18 protein-coding genes are annotated in these 18450 nt (G+C 68.9%); 7 read left to right on the top strand and 11 right to left on the bottom strand.

The window, feature by feature from the left end; genetic code table 11:
• Positions 1 to 119: 119 nt before the first annotated feature.
• From CP976_RS28465 to CP976_RS28455, 3 genes are all read left to right on the top strand, one after another.
• Positions 120 to 2918 (top strand): lysylphosphatidylglycerol synthase domain-containing protein, encoded by a 2799-nt coding sequence (locus CP976_RS28465; protein WP_150482904.1) that lies wholly within the window; start codon positions 120 to 122, stop codon positions 2916 to 2918.
• Between the two features lie 73 nt (positions 2919 to 2991).
• A complete protein-coding gene (locus tag CP976_RS28460) occupies positions 2992 to 4539 on the top strand; it encodes an alpha/beta hydrolase (protein WP_150482903.1) in 1548 nt (515 codons plus the stop codon).
• A gap of 134 nt (positions 4540 to 4673) precedes the next feature.
• Positions 4674 to 6143, top strand: coding sequence for an alpha/beta hydrolase (locus CP976_RS28455; RefSeq protein WP_150482902.1), 1470 nt, complete (start codon positions 4674 to 4676; stop codon positions 6141 to 6143).
• Positions 6144 to 6290: 147 nt separating this feature from the next.
• Here CP976_RS28455 and CP976_RS28450 read toward each other — a convergent pair whose 3' ends face one another.
• The 10 genes from CP976_RS28450 to CP976_RS28405 form a co-directional block, all read right to left on the bottom strand.
• Entirely contained in the window at positions 6291 to 7526 is a 1236-nt protein-coding gene (locus CP976_RS28450) for a tyrosine-type recombinase/integrase (RefSeq protein ID WP_150482901.1), read from the bottom strand.
• A complete protein-coding gene (locus tag CP976_RS28445) occupies positions 7526 to 7723 on the bottom strand; it encodes a helix-turn-helix transcriptional regulator (RefSeq protein ID WP_150482900.1) in 198 nt (65 codons plus the stop codon). The genes CP976_RS28450 and CP976_RS28445 overlap by 1 nt, the downstream gene beginning before the upstream one ends.
• Before the next feature lie 2 nt (positions 7724 to 7725).
• A complete protein-coding gene (gene repSA, locus CP976_RS28440; RefSeq protein WP_150482899.1) occupies positions 7726 to 9099 on the bottom strand; it encodes a replication initiator protein RepSA in 1374 nt (457 codons plus the stop codon).
• Positions 9092 to 9280 carry a hypothetical protein gene (locus CP976_RS28435; RefSeq protein WP_150482898.1) on the bottom strand — a complete coding sequence of 63 codons (189 nt, stop codon included), beginning with the start codon at positions 9278 to 9280 and terminating at the stop codon, positions 9092 to 9094. The genes repSA and CP976_RS28435 overlap by 8 nt, the downstream gene beginning before the upstream one ends.
• An 89-nt stretch (positions 9281 to 9369) precedes the next feature.
• Complete coding sequence (locus CP976_RS28430) at positions 9370 to 9687, bottom strand: SpdD-like protein (RefSeq protein WP_150482897.1); 318 nt, start codon at positions 9685 to 9687, stop codon at positions 9370 to 9372.
• A gap of 18 nt (positions 9688 to 9705) precedes the next feature.
• Entirely contained in the window at positions 9706 to 9861 is a 156-nt protein-coding gene (locus CP976_RS28425) for a hypothetical protein (RefSeq protein WP_104779910.1), read from the bottom strand.
• 12 nt (positions 9862 to 9873) lie between these two features.
• Complete coding sequence (locus CP976_RS28420) at positions 9874 to 10065, bottom strand: mobile element transfer protein (RefSeq protein ID WP_031108984.1); 192 nt, start codon at positions 10063 to 10065, stop codon at positions 9874 to 9876.
• A gap of 21 nt (positions 10066 to 10086) precedes the next feature.
• Positions 10087 to 10767, bottom strand: coding sequence for a DUF2637 domain-containing protein (locus CP976_RS28415; protein WP_150482896.1), 681 nt, complete (start codon positions 10765 to 10767; stop codon positions 10087 to 10089).
• Positions 10768 to 10850: 83 nt separating this feature from the next.
• On the bottom strand, positions 10851 to 12203 hold the full coding sequence (locus tag CP976_RS28410; RefSeq protein ID WP_150482895.1) for an FtsK/SpoIIIE domain-containing protein: 1353 nt from the start codon (positions 12201 to 12203) through the stop codon (positions 10851 to 10853).
• A gap of 2 nt (positions 12204 to 12205) precedes the next feature.
• Positions 12206 to 12559 carry an SCO3933 family regulatory protein gene (locus CP976_RS28405; protein ID WP_059423151.1) on the bottom strand — a complete coding sequence of 118 codons (354 nt, stop codon included), beginning with the start codon at positions 12557 to 12559 and terminating at the stop codon, positions 12206 to 12208.
• Positions 12560 to 12708: 149 nt separating this feature from the next.
• On the opposite strand from CP976_RS28405, the gene CP976_RS28400 reads away from it, so the two are divergent.
• From CP976_RS28400 to CP976_RS28385, 4 genes are all read left to right on the top strand, one after another.
• A complete protein-coding gene (locus tag CP976_RS28400; protein WP_150482894.1) occupies positions 12709 to 13077 on the top strand; it encodes a GntR family transcriptional regulator in 369 nt (122 codons plus the stop codon).
• 235 nt (positions 13078 to 13312) lie between these two features.
• Entirely contained in the window at positions 13313 to 14527 is a 1215-nt protein-coding gene (locus CP976_RS28395; RefSeq protein WP_150482893.1) for a helix-turn-helix domain-containing protein, read from the top strand.
• A 19-nt stretch (positions 14528 to 14546) separates the two neighbouring features.
• On the top strand, positions 14547 to 15032 hold the full coding sequence (locus CP976_RS28390; RefSeq protein ID WP_150482892.1) for an NUDIX domain-containing protein: 486 nt from the start codon (positions 14547 to 14549) through the stop codon (positions 15030 to 15032).
• Positions 15033 to 15046: 14 nt separating this feature from the next.
• Entirely contained in the window at positions 15047 to 15256 is a 210-nt protein-coding gene (locus CP976_RS28385) for an e9imm peptide (protein ID WP_150482891.1), read from the top strand.
• A gap of 2008 nt (positions 15257 to 17264) precedes the next feature.
• On the opposite strand, the gene moeZ is transcribed toward CP976_RS28385, so the two are convergent.
• On the bottom strand, positions 17265 to 18443 hold the full coding sequence (gene moeZ, locus CP976_RS28380; RefSeq protein WP_086844363.1) for an adenylyltransferase/sulfurtransferase MoeZ: 1179 nt from the start codon (positions 18441 to 18443) through the stop codon (positions 17265 to 17267).
• Positions 18444 to 18450 lie beyond the last annotated feature (7 nt).

The following is an 18450-nucleotide window of genomic DNA, read 5'->3' as shown; positions in this document are numbered from 1 at the left end:
AGGGAGCGCGTCGGGCAGACTGTCCGCCCCCGCATGTGCACCCTGATGCCCCCGTGTGTCGGTGCGGCATGCCACCATCGTGCGGGCGGTGACCGGTGATACGAGACCAAGAAGAGACGATGAAGCAGCAGGGTGCGCACCCCGAGAACACGGAGGGCACCTCCGACGCTTCGTCGCGCCCGGGCACTCCGGACGACGGCCACGAGCCGGCCGGTGACCAGGCCGGGACGGCCGCCGAGAAGTCCGCCGAGAAGGCTCCGACGGCAGCCGGGAAGTCCGGCAAGAAGGCCCCGACGGCAGCCGAGGACGAGGACACCGTGCACATCGACGAGGTGGAGGGCGACGAACCGCTGCTCCCCGCGCGCGTGCACCGCCCGTCCGACCTGATGCGGCTCCTGGTGGGCGTGCTCGCCGTCGCGCTGCTGATCGGGATCGCCGCGTTCGCGCACGGCACCACCTCGGGCCTCGAACAGGACATCAACAAGGGCACGGGCCAGGCGCCCGACCTGCTCATCAAGATCGCGGGGCTGGCCTCCAGCATCGCGATCCTGCTGGTGCCGGTCGCCTTCGCCATCGAGCGGCTGATCAAACGGGACGGGCTCAGAATCGCCGACGGCGTGCTCGCGGCCGTCCTCGCCCACGGTGTGACCCTCGCCACCGACCTGTGGGTCGCGCGCGCCGCCCCCGGCTCGATCCAGGAGGCGCTCACCCAGCCCTCCCCCGGCGACATCCACGCGCTGACCGACCCCGTGCACGGTTATCTGGCGCCGGTCATCGCGTACATGACGGCCGTCGGCATGTCACGCAGGCCCAGATGGCGCACGGTGCTGTGGGTCGTGCTGCTCCTCGACGCCTTCTCGATGCTCGTCACCGGGTACACGACACCGTTCTCGATCATCCTGACGGTGCTGATCGGCTGGACCGTGGCCTACGGCACGCTCTACGCGGTCGGCTCACCCAACGTCCGGCCCACCGGGCAGACCCTGATGGCGGGACTGCGGACCGTCGGCTTCCGACCCGTCAGCGCGTCGCGCGAGGACATCCCTGACCACAACCCGGACACCGGGGACCGCGGGCGGCGCTACTTCGTCACGCTCGAGGACGGCCCGCCGCTGGACGTGACGGTGGTCGACCGGGAGCAGCAGGCCCAGGGCTTCTTCTACCGCGCCTGGCGCAACCTGACCCTGCGCGGCTTCGCCACCCGCAGCAGCCTCCAGTCGCTGCGCCAGGCCCTGGAGCAGGAGGCGCTGCTGGCGTACGCGGCCATCGCGGCCGGCGCCAACGCGCCCAAGCTGATCGCCACCTCCGAGCTTGGCCCCGACGCGGTGATGCTCGTCTACGAGCACAGCGGGGGCCGCACCCTGGACTCGCTGCCGGACGAGGAGATCACCGACGACCTGCTGAGCGACACCTGGCACCAGGTGAAGGCTCTTCAGTCCCGGCGCATCGCGCACCGCAGGCTGGTCGGTGACGCGATTCTGGTGGATCGTTCCGGCACGGTGATCCTCACCGACCTGCGCGTCGGCGAGATCGCGGCCGGCGACCTGCTGCTGCGCATGGACACGTCCCAGCTGCTGGTGACCCTTGGGCTCCGGGTGGGCGCGGAGCGAGCGGTCGCCTCGGCGGTGGAGGTGCTCGGCCCCGACGCGGTGGCGGACTGTCTGCCGATGCTCCAGCCCATCGCGCTCAGCCGCTCCACGCGCGCGACGCTGCGCAGGCTGGCCCGGGAGCGGGCACAGCGCGAGCGCGAGGCGGTCCTGGAGGCATCCCGCCAGGCCAAGCCGGCGCGCCCGGAGGACACCTCGGACGACGCCGTTCCAGCCCTGGAGAAACCCGACAAGAAGGCCGTTCGGGCGGAGCAGCGGGCCGAGAAGCGGGCCATCGACGAGGCCCTGGAGGAGGCGCGCGAGGAGGACCTGCTCACCCAGATCCGGCACGAGGTGCTGCGGATCAGGCCGCAGGCGCCGGTCGAGCCGGCCCGGCTGGAGCGGGTGCGGCCGCGCACGCTGATCAGTTTCATGGCCGGCGCGATCGGCGCGTACTTCCTGCTGACGCAGCTCACGCACATCGAGTTCGGGCCGCTCATCGCGAACGCCGAGTGGGGCTGGGTCGCCGCGGCCGTGCTGTTCTCGATGGGCAGCTACGTCGCGGCGGCGATGGCTCTGCTGGGGTTCGTGCCCGAGCGGGTGCCGTTCGTGCGGACCGTGGCCGCGCAGGTCGCCGGGTCGTTCGTGAAGATCGTCGCTCCGGCGGCCGTGGGCGGTGTCGCCCTCAACACGCGCTTCCTCCAGCGCGCCGGAGTGCGGCCGGGGCTCGCGGTGGCGAGCGTCGGAGCGTCGCAGCTGTTCGGGCTCGGCTGTCACATCCTGATGCTGCTGTCCTTCGGCTATCTGACCGGCACCGAGAAGACGCCGTCACTGTCGCCGTCCCGGACGGTCATCGCCGGCCTGCTGACGGTGGCGGTGCTCGTCCTCGTGGTGACCTCGGTGCCGTTCCTGCGGAAGTTCGTCGTCACGCGCGTGAGGTCGCTGTTCGCCGGTGTCGTGCCGCGCATGCTGGACGTGCTCCAGCGGCCGCAGAAGCTGGTCACCGGCATCGGCGGCATGCTGCTGCTGACCGCCTGCTTCGTGATGTGCCTGGACGCGTCGATCCGCGCGTTCGGTGACGAGTCCACGTCGATCAGCCTCGCCAGCGTCGCCGTCGTCTTCCTCGCGGGCAACGCCCTGGGGTCCGCGGCGCCGACCCCGGGCGGTGTGGGCGCGGTCGAGGCGACCCTGACGGTCGGTCTGATCGCCGTCGGTCTGCCGAAGGAGGTCGCGGCGCCGGCGGTCCTGCTGTTCCGCCTACTGACGCTGTGGCTGCCCGTGCTGCCGGGCTGGCTGGCCTTCAACCATCTGACTCGCAAGCAGGCCCTTTAGCCTCACTGAGCCCTTTTACCTCGTACGGCACGCGCCCCGAGCGCCCCGCTCCGGACCGCCGCAGGATGGAACCATGCCAACCCTCCTCCGGCTGCGCACCGCCGCCCTGACCGTCACCGCCGTACTGCTGTCCACCGTGCTGGCCGGCTGCGGTGACGACGAGGCGAAGGACGAGGACCTGACGCGGCAGGAGCTGAGCTGGGAGGACTGCCCGACGCCGTCCGATGCCCAGGGAGGAGGCGCCTCGCCCTCACCGCTGCCGGACGGCGGCGAGTGGCAGTGCGCCACCATGAAGGCCCCGCTCGACTGGGACGACCCCAAGGGCGACACGATCGGCCTCGAGCTGATCCGGGCCAGGAGCAGCGGCGACGAGGGCGCACGCATCGGCTCGCTGATCTTCAACTTCGGCGGCCCCGGCGGCTCGGGCGTCACCTCGCTGCCCGGCTCCGCGGAGGACTACGAGACCCTGCGCACCAGCTACGACCTGGTCAGCTTCGACCCGCGCGGGGTCGGCCGCAGCGCCCCGGTGATCTGCCAGAACGACCAGCAGCTCGACGCGTACTTCCAGCAGGACGGCACACCCGACGACGCAGCCGAGCGCACCGAACTTCTGGAGAACACCAAGGAGTTCAACGACGACTGCGAGCAGAACTCCGAGACGATCCTGCCGCACGTGCGTACCACCGACGCGGCCCGCGACCTGGACCTGATGCGCCAGGTCCTCGGCGACGACAAGCTCCACTACTTCGGCATCTCCTACGGCACCGAACTCGGCGGCGTCTACGCCCACCTGTTCCCCCAGAAGGTCGGCCGTGCCGTGTTCGACGCCGTCGTCGACCCCACGAAGAACGGCGAACAGGGCTCGCTGGCCCAGGCCAAGGGATTCCAGCTCGCGCTCGACAACTTCGCCGAGGACTGCGTGTCGAAGACCGAGGAGTGCCCCATCGGCGACAGCGCGCAGGACGTGAAGGACCGTATCGGCGCGCTGCTGAAGGACCTCGACCGCAGGCCGATCCGGGGCGTCTTCCCGCGCGAACTGACCCAGACCGCGGCGACCGACGGCATCCTGCAGGCGCTGTACTCGCAGGAGCTCTGGGAGTACCTCACCCAGGGCCTGCAGCAGGCGTACGACGGTGACGGCACGATTCTGATGCTGCTGTCCGACTCCATGAACGGGCGCAGTGAGAACGGCGAGTACGACAACTCGACCGCCGCCCACAGGGCCATCGGCTGCGCCGACTCCAAACCCCGCTACGACGCCGCCTTCGTGGAGCGGAAGCTGCCCGAGTTCCGGGCCGCGTCCGCCCTGTTCGGCGACGCCATGGCGTGGGGCATGATCGGCTGCACCGACTGGGCCGTGGCGGGCGCCGCCGACCATCCGGACGTGAGAGCGCCGGGCGCTGCGCCGATCCTGGTCGTCGGCAACACCGGCGACCCGGCCACCCCGTACGAGGGCACACGGAAGATGGTGGACGCGCTGGGCGAGGGCGTCGGTGTCGAGCTGACGTACCGGGGGCAGGGACACGGCGCCTACAGCAGCAAGAACAAGTGCGTGCAGGACGCGGTGAACGGCTATCTGCTGGACGGAAAGGTGCCGCGGGCGGAGACCGTCTGCACCTGAGATCAGCCCCGGCTCGGCAAACGCACAGGTCAGAAGGTTATCCACAGGCTGCAACGGCCGACGCGGGATCTGCCTACCATGGCCTGACCGCCATCCGCGGCACGTGCGGACGGCCTGCGAGGGGGGATGGGTACATGACGCGTTTCGCACGGTGGACCGCTCTGGCGGCCGCCTCGGCACTGCTCGTCGCGGGGTGCAGCGGCGGCTCGTCGGACGACGGCAAGGGCGGGCTCTCCTGGGGCCGCTGCAAGGCCACCGCCGACGGCCCCGCGCCGAGCAGCGACTGGCAGTGCGCGACGCTGAAGGTGCCGCTGGACTGGTCCGAGCCGGACGGCGAGACCATCGGGCTGGCGCTGATCCGCGCCAAGGCCCGCGGTGGCGACCGCGTCGGCTCGCTCCTGTTCAACTTCGGCGGCCCCGGCGCCTCGGGCGTGTCCATGATGCCGTCCTACGCCCCGACCGTCTCCCGACTGCGTGAGCAGTACGACCTGGTGAGCTGGGACCCGCGCGGCGTCGGTGCCAGCGAGGGCGTGCGCTGCCGCGGCGACAAGGCGATCCAGGCGGCCGAGTCGGTGGACGTCACGCCGGACACACCGGCCGAGGAGAGGGCGTACTTCCAGGACGCCGCCGACTTCGGCAAGGGCTGTCAGAAGGACGCCGGGAAGCTGATGGCGCACGTGTCGACCGCCGACTCGGCCCGCGACATGGACCGCATCCGGGAGGTCCTCGGCGACAAGAAGATGCACTACTTCGGCATCTCCTACGGGACCGAGCTGGGCGGCACGTATGCGCATCTGTTCCCGAAGAAGGTGGGGCGGATGACCCTGGACGCGGTCGTCGACCCCGGCGCCGACGCGGTGGGGCACGCCAAGAACCAGGCCAGGGGCTTCCAGCGCGCCCTGAACGCCTACCTCGAGTCCACGGGCCAGGACCCTGCGGAGGGCTCGCGGAAGATCGCGGACCTGCTGCGGCGGATCGACGCCCGGCCCCTGCCGGCGGGTACGCCCGGGCGGAAGCTGACACAGACGCTCGCGGCCACCGGCATCATCCTGCCCCTGTACAGCAAGGACAGCTGGCCGACACTGACCAGCGCCCTCGATGCGGCCGAGCGGGGAGACGGCTCGGAGCTGCTGGCCCTCGCCGACGGCTACAACGAGCGCGACGCGTCGGGGCGTTACGGCACGACAACCCACGCGCAACGGGTCATATCGTGCCTGGACGACCGGCAGCGGCCGACCGCGGCGACCACGAAGAAACTGCTGCCGGAGTTCGAGAAGATCTCCCCCGTCTTCGGGACGTTCCTCGGCTGGGACACGGCCGGCTGGTGCCACGACTGGCCGGTGCCCGGGCAGCACGACACCCCGGAGGTGAGCGCCCCCGGCGCGGCACCGGTCCTGGTCGTCGGCAACACCGGCGACCCGGCCACCCCGTACGAGGGTGCCCGGAGGATGGCCGACGAGCTGGGCAAGGGCGTCGGAGTGATGCTCACCTGGCGGGGCGAGGGACATGGCGCGTACGGCAGCGGCAGCGACTGTGTCGACTCCACAGTGGACGCGTATCTGCTGGACGGGACGGTGCCGAAGGACGGCAAGGTCTGCTCATGACGACGGCGGGGGCTCCGGGCACCCGTGGTGCGCGAAGCCCCGCCACTCGGGAAGGGATGCCGGATACGGCTCGGTATGCCGGCCCGTCCGGTCAGTACACCGGCAAGTCAGGCGGAACCTGGCCCCACCTGCGGGTTTCCTCCAGCCTCACTCCCCCTGGGCCGTCGTGGGGCCGTCATCGGTGTCCGGGCCGTCGGCGAAGGCACGGTTCACTGCCTCTCGGGTCCGCTTCTCGCTGCTGGGCATCAGGTGCGTGTACGTGCGCAGCGTGAAGCCTGGATCGTGGTGACCGAGGTACTCGCTCAGGGCCTTGATGCTCTCCCCCGCGTCCAGGAGAACGGACGCGTAGAAGTGCCTCAGCGCGTGCATTCCGCTCGCCCGGCCGCGAGGGATACCCGACGTGTCCAGGGCCGGATACCAGGTCCAGCGGTTGAAGTCGTTCCGGTTGACCGGACGGCCCTGATCCCTGTGAAAGAGCAGGGACGCGGTGACCGGCGAGCCGTCGACCTCCCGCCACGGCAGCGTCACATCAGCGGGCGGGTGCTGGCCGATGTGCTCCTCGATCGACCGAGCAACGCTCTCGGGCAGCGGGACTGTGCGTGTCTTGCCTCCCTTGGGCGGCGCGAACACGGGGCGGTTACGGATGAGCTTGACCTGTCGGACCACGTGCACGACTCCATCGATGAAGTCCACGTCTTCGACCGCCAGGCCCAGGACCTCGCCCTGGCGCAAGCCGCACCCGCCGGCCAAATCCACCATGGCCCGGTACGGCTCAGGCAGCGCCGAGCGAATGGCGAGCACACGCTCGCGCGGCCACGGAGCGATCCGGCGAGGGTCGAGCTTCGGCGCCCGCACTGACGAGGAACGGCAAGGGTTCTCAGGAATCAGGCGATCATCCACGGCCGCCGTCAGCATCGTGGAGAGGTTCGCGAAGATGACCCGCTGATACGCGGGAGCGACTCCCCTGTCCTGCAACTTCCGAAGCCACTCACGAATGTGCGTCGGGCGGAGCGAGCCCAGAGTGCGACTGCCCAGATACGGCAGGACGTGCAGGCGGATGCGCTGCTCGGTGCCCACGAACGTGCCCGGGTCCATGGTGAGCGACGCAAGCCACCGTTCCGCATGCTGGCGAACGGTGAGGCGCCCTGCTTGCGGGTCGATGTACTGCCCGCGCGACATGTCCGCCTCGATCTGCGCCAGCCACTGCTCAGCAAGCCGCTTCTGGCGGTCAGGAAAGCTCTTGGACTTCTCCGTGCCGTCCGGTCCGACGTAGCGAGCCCGGTAACGCATGCCCGTTCCGTGGCGGTCGGTCTTGACCTTGCGTGTCTTGCCGTCCGGGCCGACCTCGGTCCGGTACCAACGGTCCTGGATATGCCCGGCCATCAGGCAGCTTCCCCGAGCTGGGAGTCCACCCAGGCCCGTATGTCGTTCGGGTCGAAGCGCAGGTGCCGTCCGACTCGGAAGCCGCGGGGACCAGTGCGCTTGCGCCGCCACTGGTAGACGGTTTCGACGCTGGGCAGTTCGAACATCTCGACCAGGTCCTCAGGCGTCAGGAACCGATTCGGCAACTCTGAGGCCATGGTCAGCACTCCCTTTCGTCGGCGAGCTGGTCACGTAGGGCTTCGCGGGCGGTTTCGCGGTTGAGCTGGAGGTCGCGGGCGATGGTGGCGGCGAGGGCGGACTCGCCGGGAGTGTGGCCGTGCCCGGCGTACTGCCAGTCGGCCAGGACCAGGACGGTGTCCGGCTCGCGGTCGTCCAGCCCGAGGGCGGCGTGTTCCTGGGCGGCGCGGTAGTCGGCGCGTGCCTGGCGCAGGGCGCCGAGGGTGGTGGAGTACCGGCGGGACTTGGAGGAGAAGTGGCCGCGAAAGCCGAGCATGTGTGCCCAGGCCCACAGGCGCCGTTCCGGGTAGAGCGGGTCGAGCTGCTTGCAGGCCTCGATGAGGCGGCGGGTGTGGTCCGGGACACCGTGGCGGTCGAGTTCGGCGAGTTCGCCGATGCGTCGGTCCAGGGTGCCGGTGTTCTCGGCGGCCTTGGTTGCGTACTTGGCCACGTACGAGGCGACGGCCTGCTCGGTGATGTCGGAGCCGTCGCCGAAGGCCTTCACGGGGCGGACGTCGAGCTGGGTGCCCCAGCGGAAGGTACGGGCGGGCTGGTCCTCGGCGGCCGGGACGGAGACCGAGGTGTAGGAGTGCGCGGCAGCTGCACGGATCGAGTCGGCGAGGAGGTTGACCGTGGCCCAGGCGGGCGGGGCGGTCTCGGGTCCGTCGGGGCCGTCGATGCGGATGACGGCGTGGAAGTGCACGGCGCCGCGCTTTTGGAACTCGGCGACCTTGCCGTAGGAGAGGCGGGCGCACTCTTTCAGCTCGCGCTGGGTGATGCCGGCGCGGGCGGCGATCTCGCGGCGGAGCCGGTTGGTGAAGCGCTGCCAGAGCTGCCCGGCGTGGTTGTTGAACAGCACGGCGCCCGCGTAGTCGTAGGTGGCCGGATCGAGGGCCGTACCGAGGGCGGGATCGTCGGCGGCGTGGTGGGTGCCGCATCGGCAGGCGCCGTGATCGGGCCGGTTGTGGACCGGGCCGAAGGAGGGGGCGGTGAGGGTGGCGAAGACGCGGGGGTGGTCGCGGACGGCGGTGGGGATGTCCCGTCGGTCGTCTCCGGCGAGCCCTGCGCGGATGAGGTGGTAGGTGTCCCCTGCGTAGGTCCAGGCGCAGGAGGGGCAGCGGGAGGCGCGGCGGTTGCCGCAGGCGACGCGGAGGCGTCCGCCCGGCTCGTTGGCGGTGGTGTAGTGGTGCAGGGTCTCGCCGGTGGTCTTGTCCTTGGTGATCGTCCAGCCGGTGAGGTGGATGGGGTCGGCGCAGCCGCCGGTGCGGCGGATCTGCTCGTGCCAGCGGTCAAAGTCGGATGCCGAGGCCACCCTCAGCAGATCGCCGAGGGTGGTCGGGTTGAGCAGGTCAGGCACGCGCACCCTCCTGGACGCGGCGGGCGGGTACGGTGCCCTGGCCGTTGCAGGCCCGACAGTCGATGGTGAGCGTGGGCAGGTGGCCGTGCCGGTCGCGGCCGCCGGTGGTGATGGCGGCGGTAGCGAAGCCGTCGCAGTTGGGGCAGATGCGGGGCGTCGGCGTGGCGGTGCGGTGAGTCATGCTGGGGGTTCCTTCCGGTTCAGTGGATCGGACAGGGACGGCGCCCGGGCGGCGGATGCTTGGCGGTATCGGAGCCGCCCGGGGGCCGGTCAGCGTCGCTTCGTCTCCGAGGCGAGCAGGGAGCGCAGGACGACGGCGCAGACGGCGACCGAGGCGCCGGTGATGGCGACCGCGAGGAGCATGGAGACCAGGACGGCGCCGACGACCAGGACTACGGCGGTGCCGCCGCCGACGAGGGCGAGAGCGGTGCCGGGGGTGAGCTGCACCGTGGGCCGGGCAGGAGCCGGGGCCACCGGGGCAGGCGGCGAGGTCTGGGCGGCCGGGACGATGGCGCTCGGCTCGACCACGACGGGCGACGTGACCTGGCCGGTCGGCGTGGGCATGGTCGGGATCTTCGGACGGAACATCAGCGGTTCTCCCTTCGGCTACTTGATGAAGGTGTCGATGGCGGGGGCCAGGACGCTGTCCGCGAGGAGGAAGCCGCCGAGCAGCAGGACGGCGATGAGCCAGGCGGGCGGGCGGATGAGCTTGACGCCGAGGTAGCCGACGACGAGCAGGGCGAGCCAGAGCGGTACTTCCATGGCGGTGGCCTCCTAGCGGACGCGGCAGCGGTGGGTGCGGGCGGCGAGCTGGGCGGCGGACTGGCTGGAGTAGTCGGAGGACCAGCCGCAGCGGTCGGCGGTGCACACGGCGGCGTACTTGGTCTGGCCGTGGCGGTCGCGGTGGGTGCCGATCTGCACCGGGCCGATCCGCATCACGGAGTGGAAGTGGTCACGAGCGGGCATGACGGGTGTTCTCCCTTCGGGTCAGGCGAGTTGGGCGGCGATTGCGTCGGCCAGCTGAGGCGGGACGCCGAGACGGGCGCGCAGGGTGTCGGTGTCGATCGGCGAACCGGTACGGGCACGGTGGTCGTCAGCGACCTTGCGGGCGTGGTCGACCAGCGCGGCCGGGACCGGCACAGCCGGAGCAGGGTCAGCCGGGGCAGGCTCGGCGGCGGGAAGGGCCGGGGTGTCCTCGACCGCCGGGACCGGCTCAGGCACAGGTTCTGGTTCGGTCTCGGTAACCGGCTCAGGGTCCGTCTCGGTGACCGGGGCTGCGGGTGCCGGCGGTTCCGGCGCCTGCTCTGTGACGGAGTGGGCGAGGAGGGTGCCGCCCATGAAGGCCAGGGCGGGCCAGGCGGCGACCAGGATGCGCAGCCAGGCCGGAACGTGGTCGAGGTCGAGGAGTCCGGCGGTGGCGACGTTGGCACCCAGCGAAGCGACCAGGGCGATCACGAACCAGCACCAGGCCAGCCGGGACGGCCCGTTGGAGCGCAGACGCCGCCAGGCAGCGACCAGGAGCAGGTCCACGCTGATCGGGTAGGCCCAGGCTTTCCAGCCGTCCTGTCCAGCAGCGGCGGCCAGGTCGTGGAGGTGGGCGAAGGACAGCGCCCCGGCGATGACGGCCTGGACCAGGACGGCATCGACGCGGAGAGCGGGGCGGGCCATCACGGCTCCTTCCGGAGATATGGCATGGGAGGGGTAGGGACCTGGCGCGAAGCGGTCACGCCAACCGGTGGAGCGGGGAAGGTTCAGGCGGTGGCGGGGGCTGTCTTGGACAGCGGCATCCGGGCCGACGGCGCGGCGACCGCGGGCCGGAACGGCGCGAGGGCGGGCACGTCGGGGGTGCGGTCGGCGTACTTGTTGCAGAGGTTCACGGCCTGGCGCAGCGAGGTATGTGGGGCACGGATGCGGTGCCAACCACCGGTCGAGTCACCGGCGATCGCCAGCCCGCGTGTCTCGGCGGGAATCTGGATAGCGGCCAGGACGGCGTCCGGAGAGATGTCACCGAAGGCCATGTTCGCGCTTGTTTCGTCGTTGACGCGGTGGGCGGTGCGGCCGGTGAGCTGGGCACGGAGCATGGTGATCCCTTTGCCGAGTTCGGAGCCGAAACGCTGCCCGCAGATCTCCAGATAGATGCCAGCCGCGCGGCCGAGCTGAGCGAGACGCACGAGGGCGGTGATGATCCGGTCCCGGCGCTTCTCCTCCTCCCTGCTGGCGAACAGGGCGAGTTCGGCGACCTCGTCGACCAAGACCACGACCGGGACCGGGCGGATGTCGTCAGGCAGATCCCAGATGTCAGCGGCGATCTCCGCATCCGGCACCGCGACACTGATGCGCTGCTCAGCCCGGATCAGCTGATAGACCTCCTCCATGTGCGACACCAGCGCCTCCAGCAACTCCAGGGCGGTGTCGGGGCTGTCGGCCAGGGCGGAGAAGCGGCGGGCAAGCGGGAACAGCTCAACGCCTTGCTTGCAGTCGATGCCGACCAGAGCGACGTCCATCGGGGCGAGCCCGGCGACCAAGTTGCGCTGATAGACGGACTTGCCGGACTCCGTGGCCCCGAGGGTCAGCCCGTGCGGGATGGCGCGGTAGTCGCGGTAGTGCACCGAGCCGTCCTCCCGCAGCGCGACCGGAACCCGCATCGGACGCGTGTCGGCCTTGGCGGGCATCTGGACCCGCTTGAGCACGTCATAGCCGGTCATCCGCACCTCAACGACACCGGAACGGACCTCGCGGGAGGTCACGCCGTACATCCCGAAGGAGTGGCGCAGCCGGTCCGTCGCGGCCGACACGTCGAAGGCATCCTGGCCGGGTCGGAGCTTGAGCCGGAGGACCAGGCCGGTCCTGGTGGGCCGTAACCGCAGGATGCGCGGCACCCGGGACTCCGGCACCGGCCGGTTGGCCACCCGGGCCAGGGCCAGCCGCCAGCGCGAGGGCGGAACCGTCAGGCCACAGGCGTCCATGACCGAGGCGTAGCGCACCAGGACCCGCACGGTCGCGACGATGACGCCGAAGGTCAGCCAGTACCAGGCGGGGCGCCGCCACCGCAGGAGACCCGCAGCGGCGACGACCACAACCACAGCGACCATGAACCATGTCATGATCAGGCCGCCTCAGATGCCGAACCGGTGGCGGCCAGCGAGGTGACGGCGACCGCGCGGAAGGCGATGCCGTGGCGCTTCTGGCCGTTGAACTCGTTCTCCCACGGCCGGGCGATCAGCCCCGTCAGCGCGACCGGGGTGCCCATGGCCAGGTCGCTGGAGATACCGGGCTCCGGGACGGTGATGGACAGGATCTCGACTTCGTCGTTGGCCGCGAACATCACGTCCACGGTCATCAGCTTGACGCCGTCGGCGTCGGTAGCGATCTCGCCGGTACGGCGGTCACGGACCTTGGGCTGCGGGGCCTTGGCGACCATCACGGTCGCGCCGGAGGTCTCAACGGGGATCTGACGCATGAGTGCGCTCCTAGCTGTCATCGAACCTGACGTACTTAGTACGTCGACCTGCCACGAGAGTGCACCTGAAGTACTTAGTACGTCAAGTGGTTCTCGACTGTTGTCGGTTGGATGTGCTGCACTTAGTGCGACAAGCACTGAGAGGGGCTATGGCCGAGTTCACCGGACGCGCGAAGTACCTGGAGATCGCTGATGACTTCAAGCGCCGCATCCGCCAGGGAGAGCTGGCTCCAGGCAAGAAGCTGCCGTCCGAGACCGAGCTGATGGCTACGCACGACGTCTCGCGCACGGTCGCCCGACAGGCGATCTCACGCCTCCGGGAGGATGGCTACGTGATCTCCCACCAGGGCAAGGGCAGCTTCGTCACCCTTCCCGAGGAACCTCGTCCGGCGAAGCACAGCCCGGAGTTCGAGGAGATCGCCGGGTACCTGTCCGATGTCCGCCAAGAGGTACGTCGGCTCGCCGAGCGGATGGATCAGCTTGAGCAACTGGTACGGAACCAGGCGCAAGACGACTGACCAACGCCTCAGCTCGGTTCCCGAGCGCGGCCACCTCCTCACCAAGCTCTCTGACCTCCCTGATGAGTTCGACCACTTCGGCCGGGGTCAGCGGCATCGCGTGGCTCCTTCGTTGTGGTTCGACCTGACAGCCCCTGGGGTTGTCAGTAACGCTAGGAGCGGGTCGCCGGAGTACCCCGGAAAATCTCTCCGGGGTCCCATGTAGAGACGGGGGGACGCTCTTGCCATGCGAGGAATGACGACGAATCTGACGATCGGCGAACGCGTTGCCTGGTACCGCCGCAGGCGCGGCATGTCCCAAGAAGTCCTGGCCGGACTGGTCGGCCGAACCGTCGACTGGGTCAGCAAGGCCGAGAACAACCGGATCGAGCTGGACCGGCTCTCGGTCATCAAGTCGGTTGCCGATGCACTCGACGTGACCCTGGGCGACCTGCTTGCCGAACCCACTCTGTTGGAGTGGACCGCTGACAGCGGCACGCGCACGGTGCCGGCGCTTCGCTCGGCCCTGATGAACTACCGCCAGCTAACTCCTCTATTGGGGGTCACGACCGAGGGCGAGCCGACCTCACTCGACGAACTCCACAGCAGCGTCGCTGAGGTGTGGGACGCCTACCAGGACTCGCGCTACGCGTTCGCCACTCGCCGCCTACCGCTGTTGCTGGCCGATGCGCTCATCGCGGCCCAGGCCTACGAGGGCCGGGAGCGTGAGCGAGCGCATGAGCTTATGGCGATGACCTACCAGGGTGCGGCGATGGTGCTCACCAAGCTCGGAGAAACCGACCTCGCATGGATCGCAGCCGACCGCGGTCTGGCAGCAGCCCAGCAATCCGGCAACGCGATGGTGACCGGCTCCCTTTTTCGCTCCGTGGCGCACTGCCTGTTGTCCAATGGTCGGTTCGATGCCGCCACGCAGCTCGTTGGGGACGCGGGCGAGTTCCTTCGCCCCGGCCTGGCCGACGCGAGCCCGGCGTTCCTGTCGATCTACGGAACCCTGTACCTCGCGGGCTCCATGGCTGCGGCCCGAGCGGAAGACCGCGCAACGACTCAGACCTTCCTCGCGGAGGCCGACCAGGCGGCGCAGCGTCTGGGCACGGACGCCAACCACGTCTGGACCGCTTTCGGTCCCACGAACGTGGCGATCCACCGGGTGGCGACCGCCGCCGAGCTGGGTGACATGCAGATCGCGGTGGACCTGGGCCCGGAGATCGACACCAGCGGCCTGCCGACCGAGCGCCGGACCCGGCACAACCTCGAAGTGGCGCGAGCGCTCAGCGCCCACAACCGCATGGACGACGCTCTGGCGAAGATCCTTGAAGCGGAAAGCTGGGCACCTGAGCAGGTACGAAGCCACTACCTCGCCCGCGAGCTGGTGCTCACCTGGGTCCGGAACCAGCGAGGCCGGCCGAGCCGTAGTCTGGCGGACCTGGCCAACAGGCTGCATGTCGTCTGAGCTGGGTACCCTCGGCTGCATGGCACCGAATGCACAGGAAGCGAAGATGGCGCATCCGCGCATGGCAGCGGGTGCGCTCTTCTTTGATACCGCTGGGCGAGTCCTCATGGTGGAGCCCACATACAAGGACTACTGGGAGATCCCCGGCGGATACGTCGAGACAGGCGAATCCCCTCTGCACGCGGCCGTCCGCGAGGTCCAGGAGGAACTGGGCATCACCCCACCCCTTGGGCGCCTGCTCGCGGTCGACTGGGCCCCTAACGAGGCCGAGGGCGACAAGGTGCTGTACCTGTTCGACGGCGGCCAGCTCGGCCAGGACGACCTGGCCCGCATCAGCTTGCAGCCCGAGGAGCTGAAGAGCTTCGCCTTCTTCACCCCCGAGCAGATCTCGGAGCACACCATCCCGCGATTGGCCCGGCGCATCAATGCAGCGGCAGAGGCCCGAGACGCAGCTGCGCCGGTCTACCTGGAGCACGGGCAGACACCCGGCACCGAGGCGGCGTGACCACGCCCCGCAACATGAGCCGAGCGGAAGGCATCCACCTCGTCCAGCGGCTCATGAACGCCGACTACGCCGACGAGACCGAAGCCGACGAGATCATCGCAGCACTCGTGCGCGGACTTGGCTGCCCACACATCAGCGACTACATCTTCTGGGACCACGATCCTCAGCAGACGGCGTCGAAGGTCGTCGACCAAGCCCTGTCCTACGAGCCGTTCGCCCTGTAACCGCACACTCGACCGCATCGCGGTAAGACTTTCCCTACTTCATCAAGGCCCGCGCACGGCGCGGGCGCGCGCCGCCTCTGCGGCGCGGCCTGCCTCCTGTCTTCGCCCCGGCTGGCCGCGCCCGGCGGCGCGCTCGGCGGCTGCGGGCATGAAGAGGGAGACACCCTCTGTGGCTGGGGCGGTCGGCTCCACGGCTTTAGGCAGCCACTTTGGGGCGAGCCTCGAAGATCATGGCCCCAACGTCGTGCTTTAACGGGCAGGTCCACAGACTGCCCGACTCGCCGGAAGCTTACGGGGCCATGATCACTCGCCCCAAAGCAGCTCCAGCCCAAAGCCGTTACGCCGACCTCAAATATCTGGGACTGCACCACATTGGGAACACCCTCAAAAGCCAGCCTCGGGTAGATCACCTTAACCCTCGATGGCGCATATTACGCGCAAATAGACTAAGCGCTAGTGCTCACGCTCCAGGCTTTATTCGTGCCTCCAGCCGTGCCCTTAACTAGGCTGACGAAGACACCGATCCGTATGTTCTCAGGTAGATCTCCAGAAGCCCAGCCAGAGCAGTATCCAGCAGAGTGACCTCGAGTACTTACCGTACGGTCGTCATATCTGCCGTCCCCGTCGGTATCCAGACTCGCTTCGACTGCCCAGTCGTCGGCCCTCGTGTCACAGACCCGTACCGAGTCGCCAGGCAGCCCGTTGTAGGGGTCGGGGTTCCACTCAGCGTAGCCACCTGAGTCACTGCAGCAGCTAGGCAGCGGGAGCTTGCTCGGCGCAGCCATAGCCTGGCCGGACATGCCTACCGTCAAGGCCGCTGCGCAAGTAGTTGCACCTACCGCGCGCAGGATATTCCCCGAAAGTTTCACTACACCCTCCCCGAAGGACCATTATCGGCAAGGAACATTACCCGACTGTGAATAGCTGTCACAACATCCACAAGACGATGGCCGAGATTGATCGACGCCAAGGCAATGGTGGCTAAACCACCGATTGAGGGAGATTACGTACAGCCTATACCACATCTCCGTAACTGTGACCTGGACGATCTACTCAGGCCACAAGGCCACAGCGATAGCACCGCATGCCTATTCCCGGTGACAGGTCTGTTCGTGTACCAAGCGGCCTAGTAGCCCAGCAGGTGGACAGCTCGTCCGCCGTCCTTCGGGCGTAAGTGCTGTCCCGGGTCTTGAGCCCGGGAACACGAGCTCATGGGCCGCCAAGTAGGGCAAGAGCTTCGCTGCACAGCCGTCGATCTACCCGGCGCGTCGCCGATCTCTACCGGTGTGTCCGGGCCGACTGCACTTTCCACCGCGGGGGCTACTTGGTCGACGAGTTCCGGAACGGATCCGCCGGCCTCGCTGACTACACGGCCGAGAATCCCCTCGCCACGGACAACGAGCCTTTAGGAGCGCACAGTTCCGCAGCTACATCCACTGTGCCATTCTCTCCTGGGTCAGAACCGCCCGGACCGCTACATTGCCGCAGTCTGCGATCGGGCGGTGAGTGTCTAACTGCGTGACAACGCCGACGAACAACCACGGACGAGCGCGGACGCCGACGGACCATCAGCCCAGGTGAGGGGCGTACGAGCCCAAGGCAGCCGCTCCACCCAAGTTGCTTCGGGACAAAGGGGTCAGAGCAGCGGTGCGTTTGCCAGTAGGTTGTCCGTGGTCGTTCAGGGACGCTGTGTGACTGGGGGCAAGCACGTGGACGAAGACGAGATAAGGCGCGCGGTGGCGCGGGGCATGCGCGACTACGAGAGGTCTCGGCCGCAGCCCAAGGGGATCATCGCTGAGACGGAGAGTGCCGTAGGCGGCTGCGTGGCGATGTTCCTGATCGCCCTGGTGATTCTGAGTGTAGTTGCCGCCTGCAACAGGTGATGTCCGGGCCGTCTCCGGGCCGTACGAGGTCAGCCAACGCCGACCGACAACGACAGAAGCCCACGGCATCCGACCTGGTCAGAGCCGTGGGCTTCTTCAGTCCTGCTGGTCAGCCAGAGGGCTGATTAGTACACCGGCTTGTCCGGCTCGATCTGGTTGACCCAGCCGATCACGCCGCCGCCGACGTGGACCGCGTCCGAGAAGCCCGCCGACTTCAGGACCGCGAGGACTTCCGCACTGCGGACACCCGTCTTGCAATGCAGGACGATCTTCTTGTCCTGCGGGAGGCTCTCCAGCGCGGTGCCCATGAGGAACTCGTTCTTCGGGATCAGCCGGGCGCCCGGGATGGAGACGATCTCGTACTCGTTCGGCTCGCGGACGTCGATGATGTCGATGCCCTCGCCGTCGTCGATCCACTCCTTGAGCTGCTTGGGAGTGATCGTGGAGTCGGCGGCCGCCGCCTGGGCCTCCTCGGAGACGACGCCGCAGAAGGCCTCGTAGTCGATGAGCTCGGTGACGGTCGGGTTCTCGCCGCAGACCGCGCAGTCCGGGTCCTTGCGGACCTTGACCTGGCGGTACTGCATCTCCAGGGCGTCGTAGATCATGAGCCGGCCGACCAGCGGCTCACCGATGCCGGCGAGCAGCTTGATGGCCTCGTTGACCTGGATGGAACCGATGGACGCGCACAGCACGCCCAGGACGCCGCCCTCGGCGCAGGAGGGGACCATGCCGGGGGGCGGGGGCTCCGGGTACAGGCAGCGGTAGCAGGGACCGTGCTCGGACCAGAAGACGGAGGCCTGGCCGTCGAAGCGGTAGATCGAGCCCCATACGTAGGGCTTGTTCAGCAGCACGCAGGCGTCGTTGACCAGGTAGCGGGTCGCGAAGTTGTCCGTGCCGTCGACGATCAGGTCGTACTGGCTGAAGATCTCCATCACGTTGTCGGCCTCGAGCCGCTCCTCGTGAAGGATCACGTTCACGTACGGGTTGATGCCCTTGACGCTGTCGCGGGCGGACTCCGCCTTGGGGCGGCCGATGTCGGCCTGGCTGTGGATGATCTGGCGCTGCAGGTTCGACTCGTCGACCTCGTCGAACTCCACGATGCCGAGCGTGCCGACGCCTGCGGCGGCCAAGTACATCAGCGCCGGCGAGCCCAGGCCGCCGGCGCCCACACACAGCACCTTGGCGTTCTTCAGCCGCTTCTGCCCGTCCATCCCGACGTCGGGGATGATCAGGTGGCGGGAGTACCTGCGGACCTCGTCTACGGTGAGCTCGGAAGCCGGCTCGACCAGGGGTGGCAGCGACACGGGGACT

It is taken from the genome of Streptomyces coeruleorubidus (assembly GCF_008705135.1).
Taxonomy (GTDB): domain Bacteria; phylum Actinomycetota; class Actinomycetes; order Streptomycetales; family Streptomycetaceae; genus Streptomyces; species Streptomyces coeruleofuscus.
The sequence above is the reverse complement of the archived record's forward strand: the minus strand, read 5'-3'. Positions and strand labels throughout refer to the sequence as shown.

Coding starts and splice junctions, on each gene's coding strand:
- CP976_RS28445 (WP_150482900.1), bottom strand. CDS start 7,723: ATGGCCTCAGAGTTGCCGAATCGGTTCCTGACGCCTGAGGACCTGGTC.
- CP976_RS28455 (WP_150482902.1), top strand. CDS start 4,674: ATGACGCGTTTCGCACGGTGGACCGCTCTGGCGGCCGCCTCGGCACTG.
- CP976_RS28450 (WP_150482901.1), bottom strand. CDS start 7,526: ATGGCCGGGCATATCCAGGACCGTTGGTACCGGACCGAGGTCGGCCCG.
- CP976_RS28415 (WP_150482896.1), bottom strand. CDS start 10,767: ATGGCCCGCCCCGCTCTCCGCGTCGATGCCGTCCTGGTCCAGGCCGTC.
- CP976_RS28405 (WP_059423151.1), bottom strand. CDS start 12,559: ATGCGTCAGATCCCCGTTGAGACCTCCGGCGCGACCGTGATGGTCGCC.
- CP976_RS28435 (WP_150482898.1), bottom strand. CDS start 9,280: ATGACTCACCGCACCGCCACGCCGACGCCCCGCATCTGCCCCAACTGC.
- CP976_RS28410 (WP_150482895.1), bottom strand. CDS start 12,203: ATGACATGGTTCATGGTCGCTGTGGTTGTGGTCGTCGCCGCTGCGGGT.
- CP976_RS28400 (WP_150482894.1), top strand. CDS start 12,709: ATGGCCGAGTTCACCGGACGCGCGAAGTACCTGGAGATCGCTGATGAC.
- CP976_RS28460 (WP_150482903.1), top strand. CDS start 2,992: ATGCCAACCCTCCTCCGGCTGCGCACCGCCGCCCTGACCGTCACCGCC.
- CP976_RS28395 (WP_150482893.1), top strand. CDS start 13,313: ATGACGACGAATCTGACGATCGGCGAACGCGTTGCCTGGTACCGCCGC.
- CP976_RS28420 (WP_031108984.1), bottom strand. CDS start 10,065: ATGCCCGCTCGTGACCACTTCCACTCCGTGATGCGGATCGGCCCGGTG.
- CP976_RS28390 (WP_150482892.1), top strand. CDS start 14,547: ATGGCACCGAATGCACAGGAAGCGAAGATGGCGCATCCGCGCATGGCA.
- CP976_RS28385 (WP_150482891.1), top strand. CDS start 15,047: ATGAGCCGAGCGGAAGGCATCCACCTCGTCCAGCGGCTCATGAACGCC.
- CP976_RS28430 (WP_150482897.1), bottom strand. CDS start 9,687: ATGTTCCGTCCGAAGATCCCGACCATGCCCACGCCGACCGGCCAGGTC.
- CP976_RS28425 (WP_104779910.1), bottom strand. CDS start 9,861: ATGGAAGTACCGCTCTGGCTCGCCCTGCTCGTCGTCGGCTACCTCGGC.
- CP976_RS28465 (WP_150482904.1), top strand. CDS start 120: ATGAAGCAGCAGGGTGCGCACCCCGAGAACACGGAGGGCACCTCCGAC.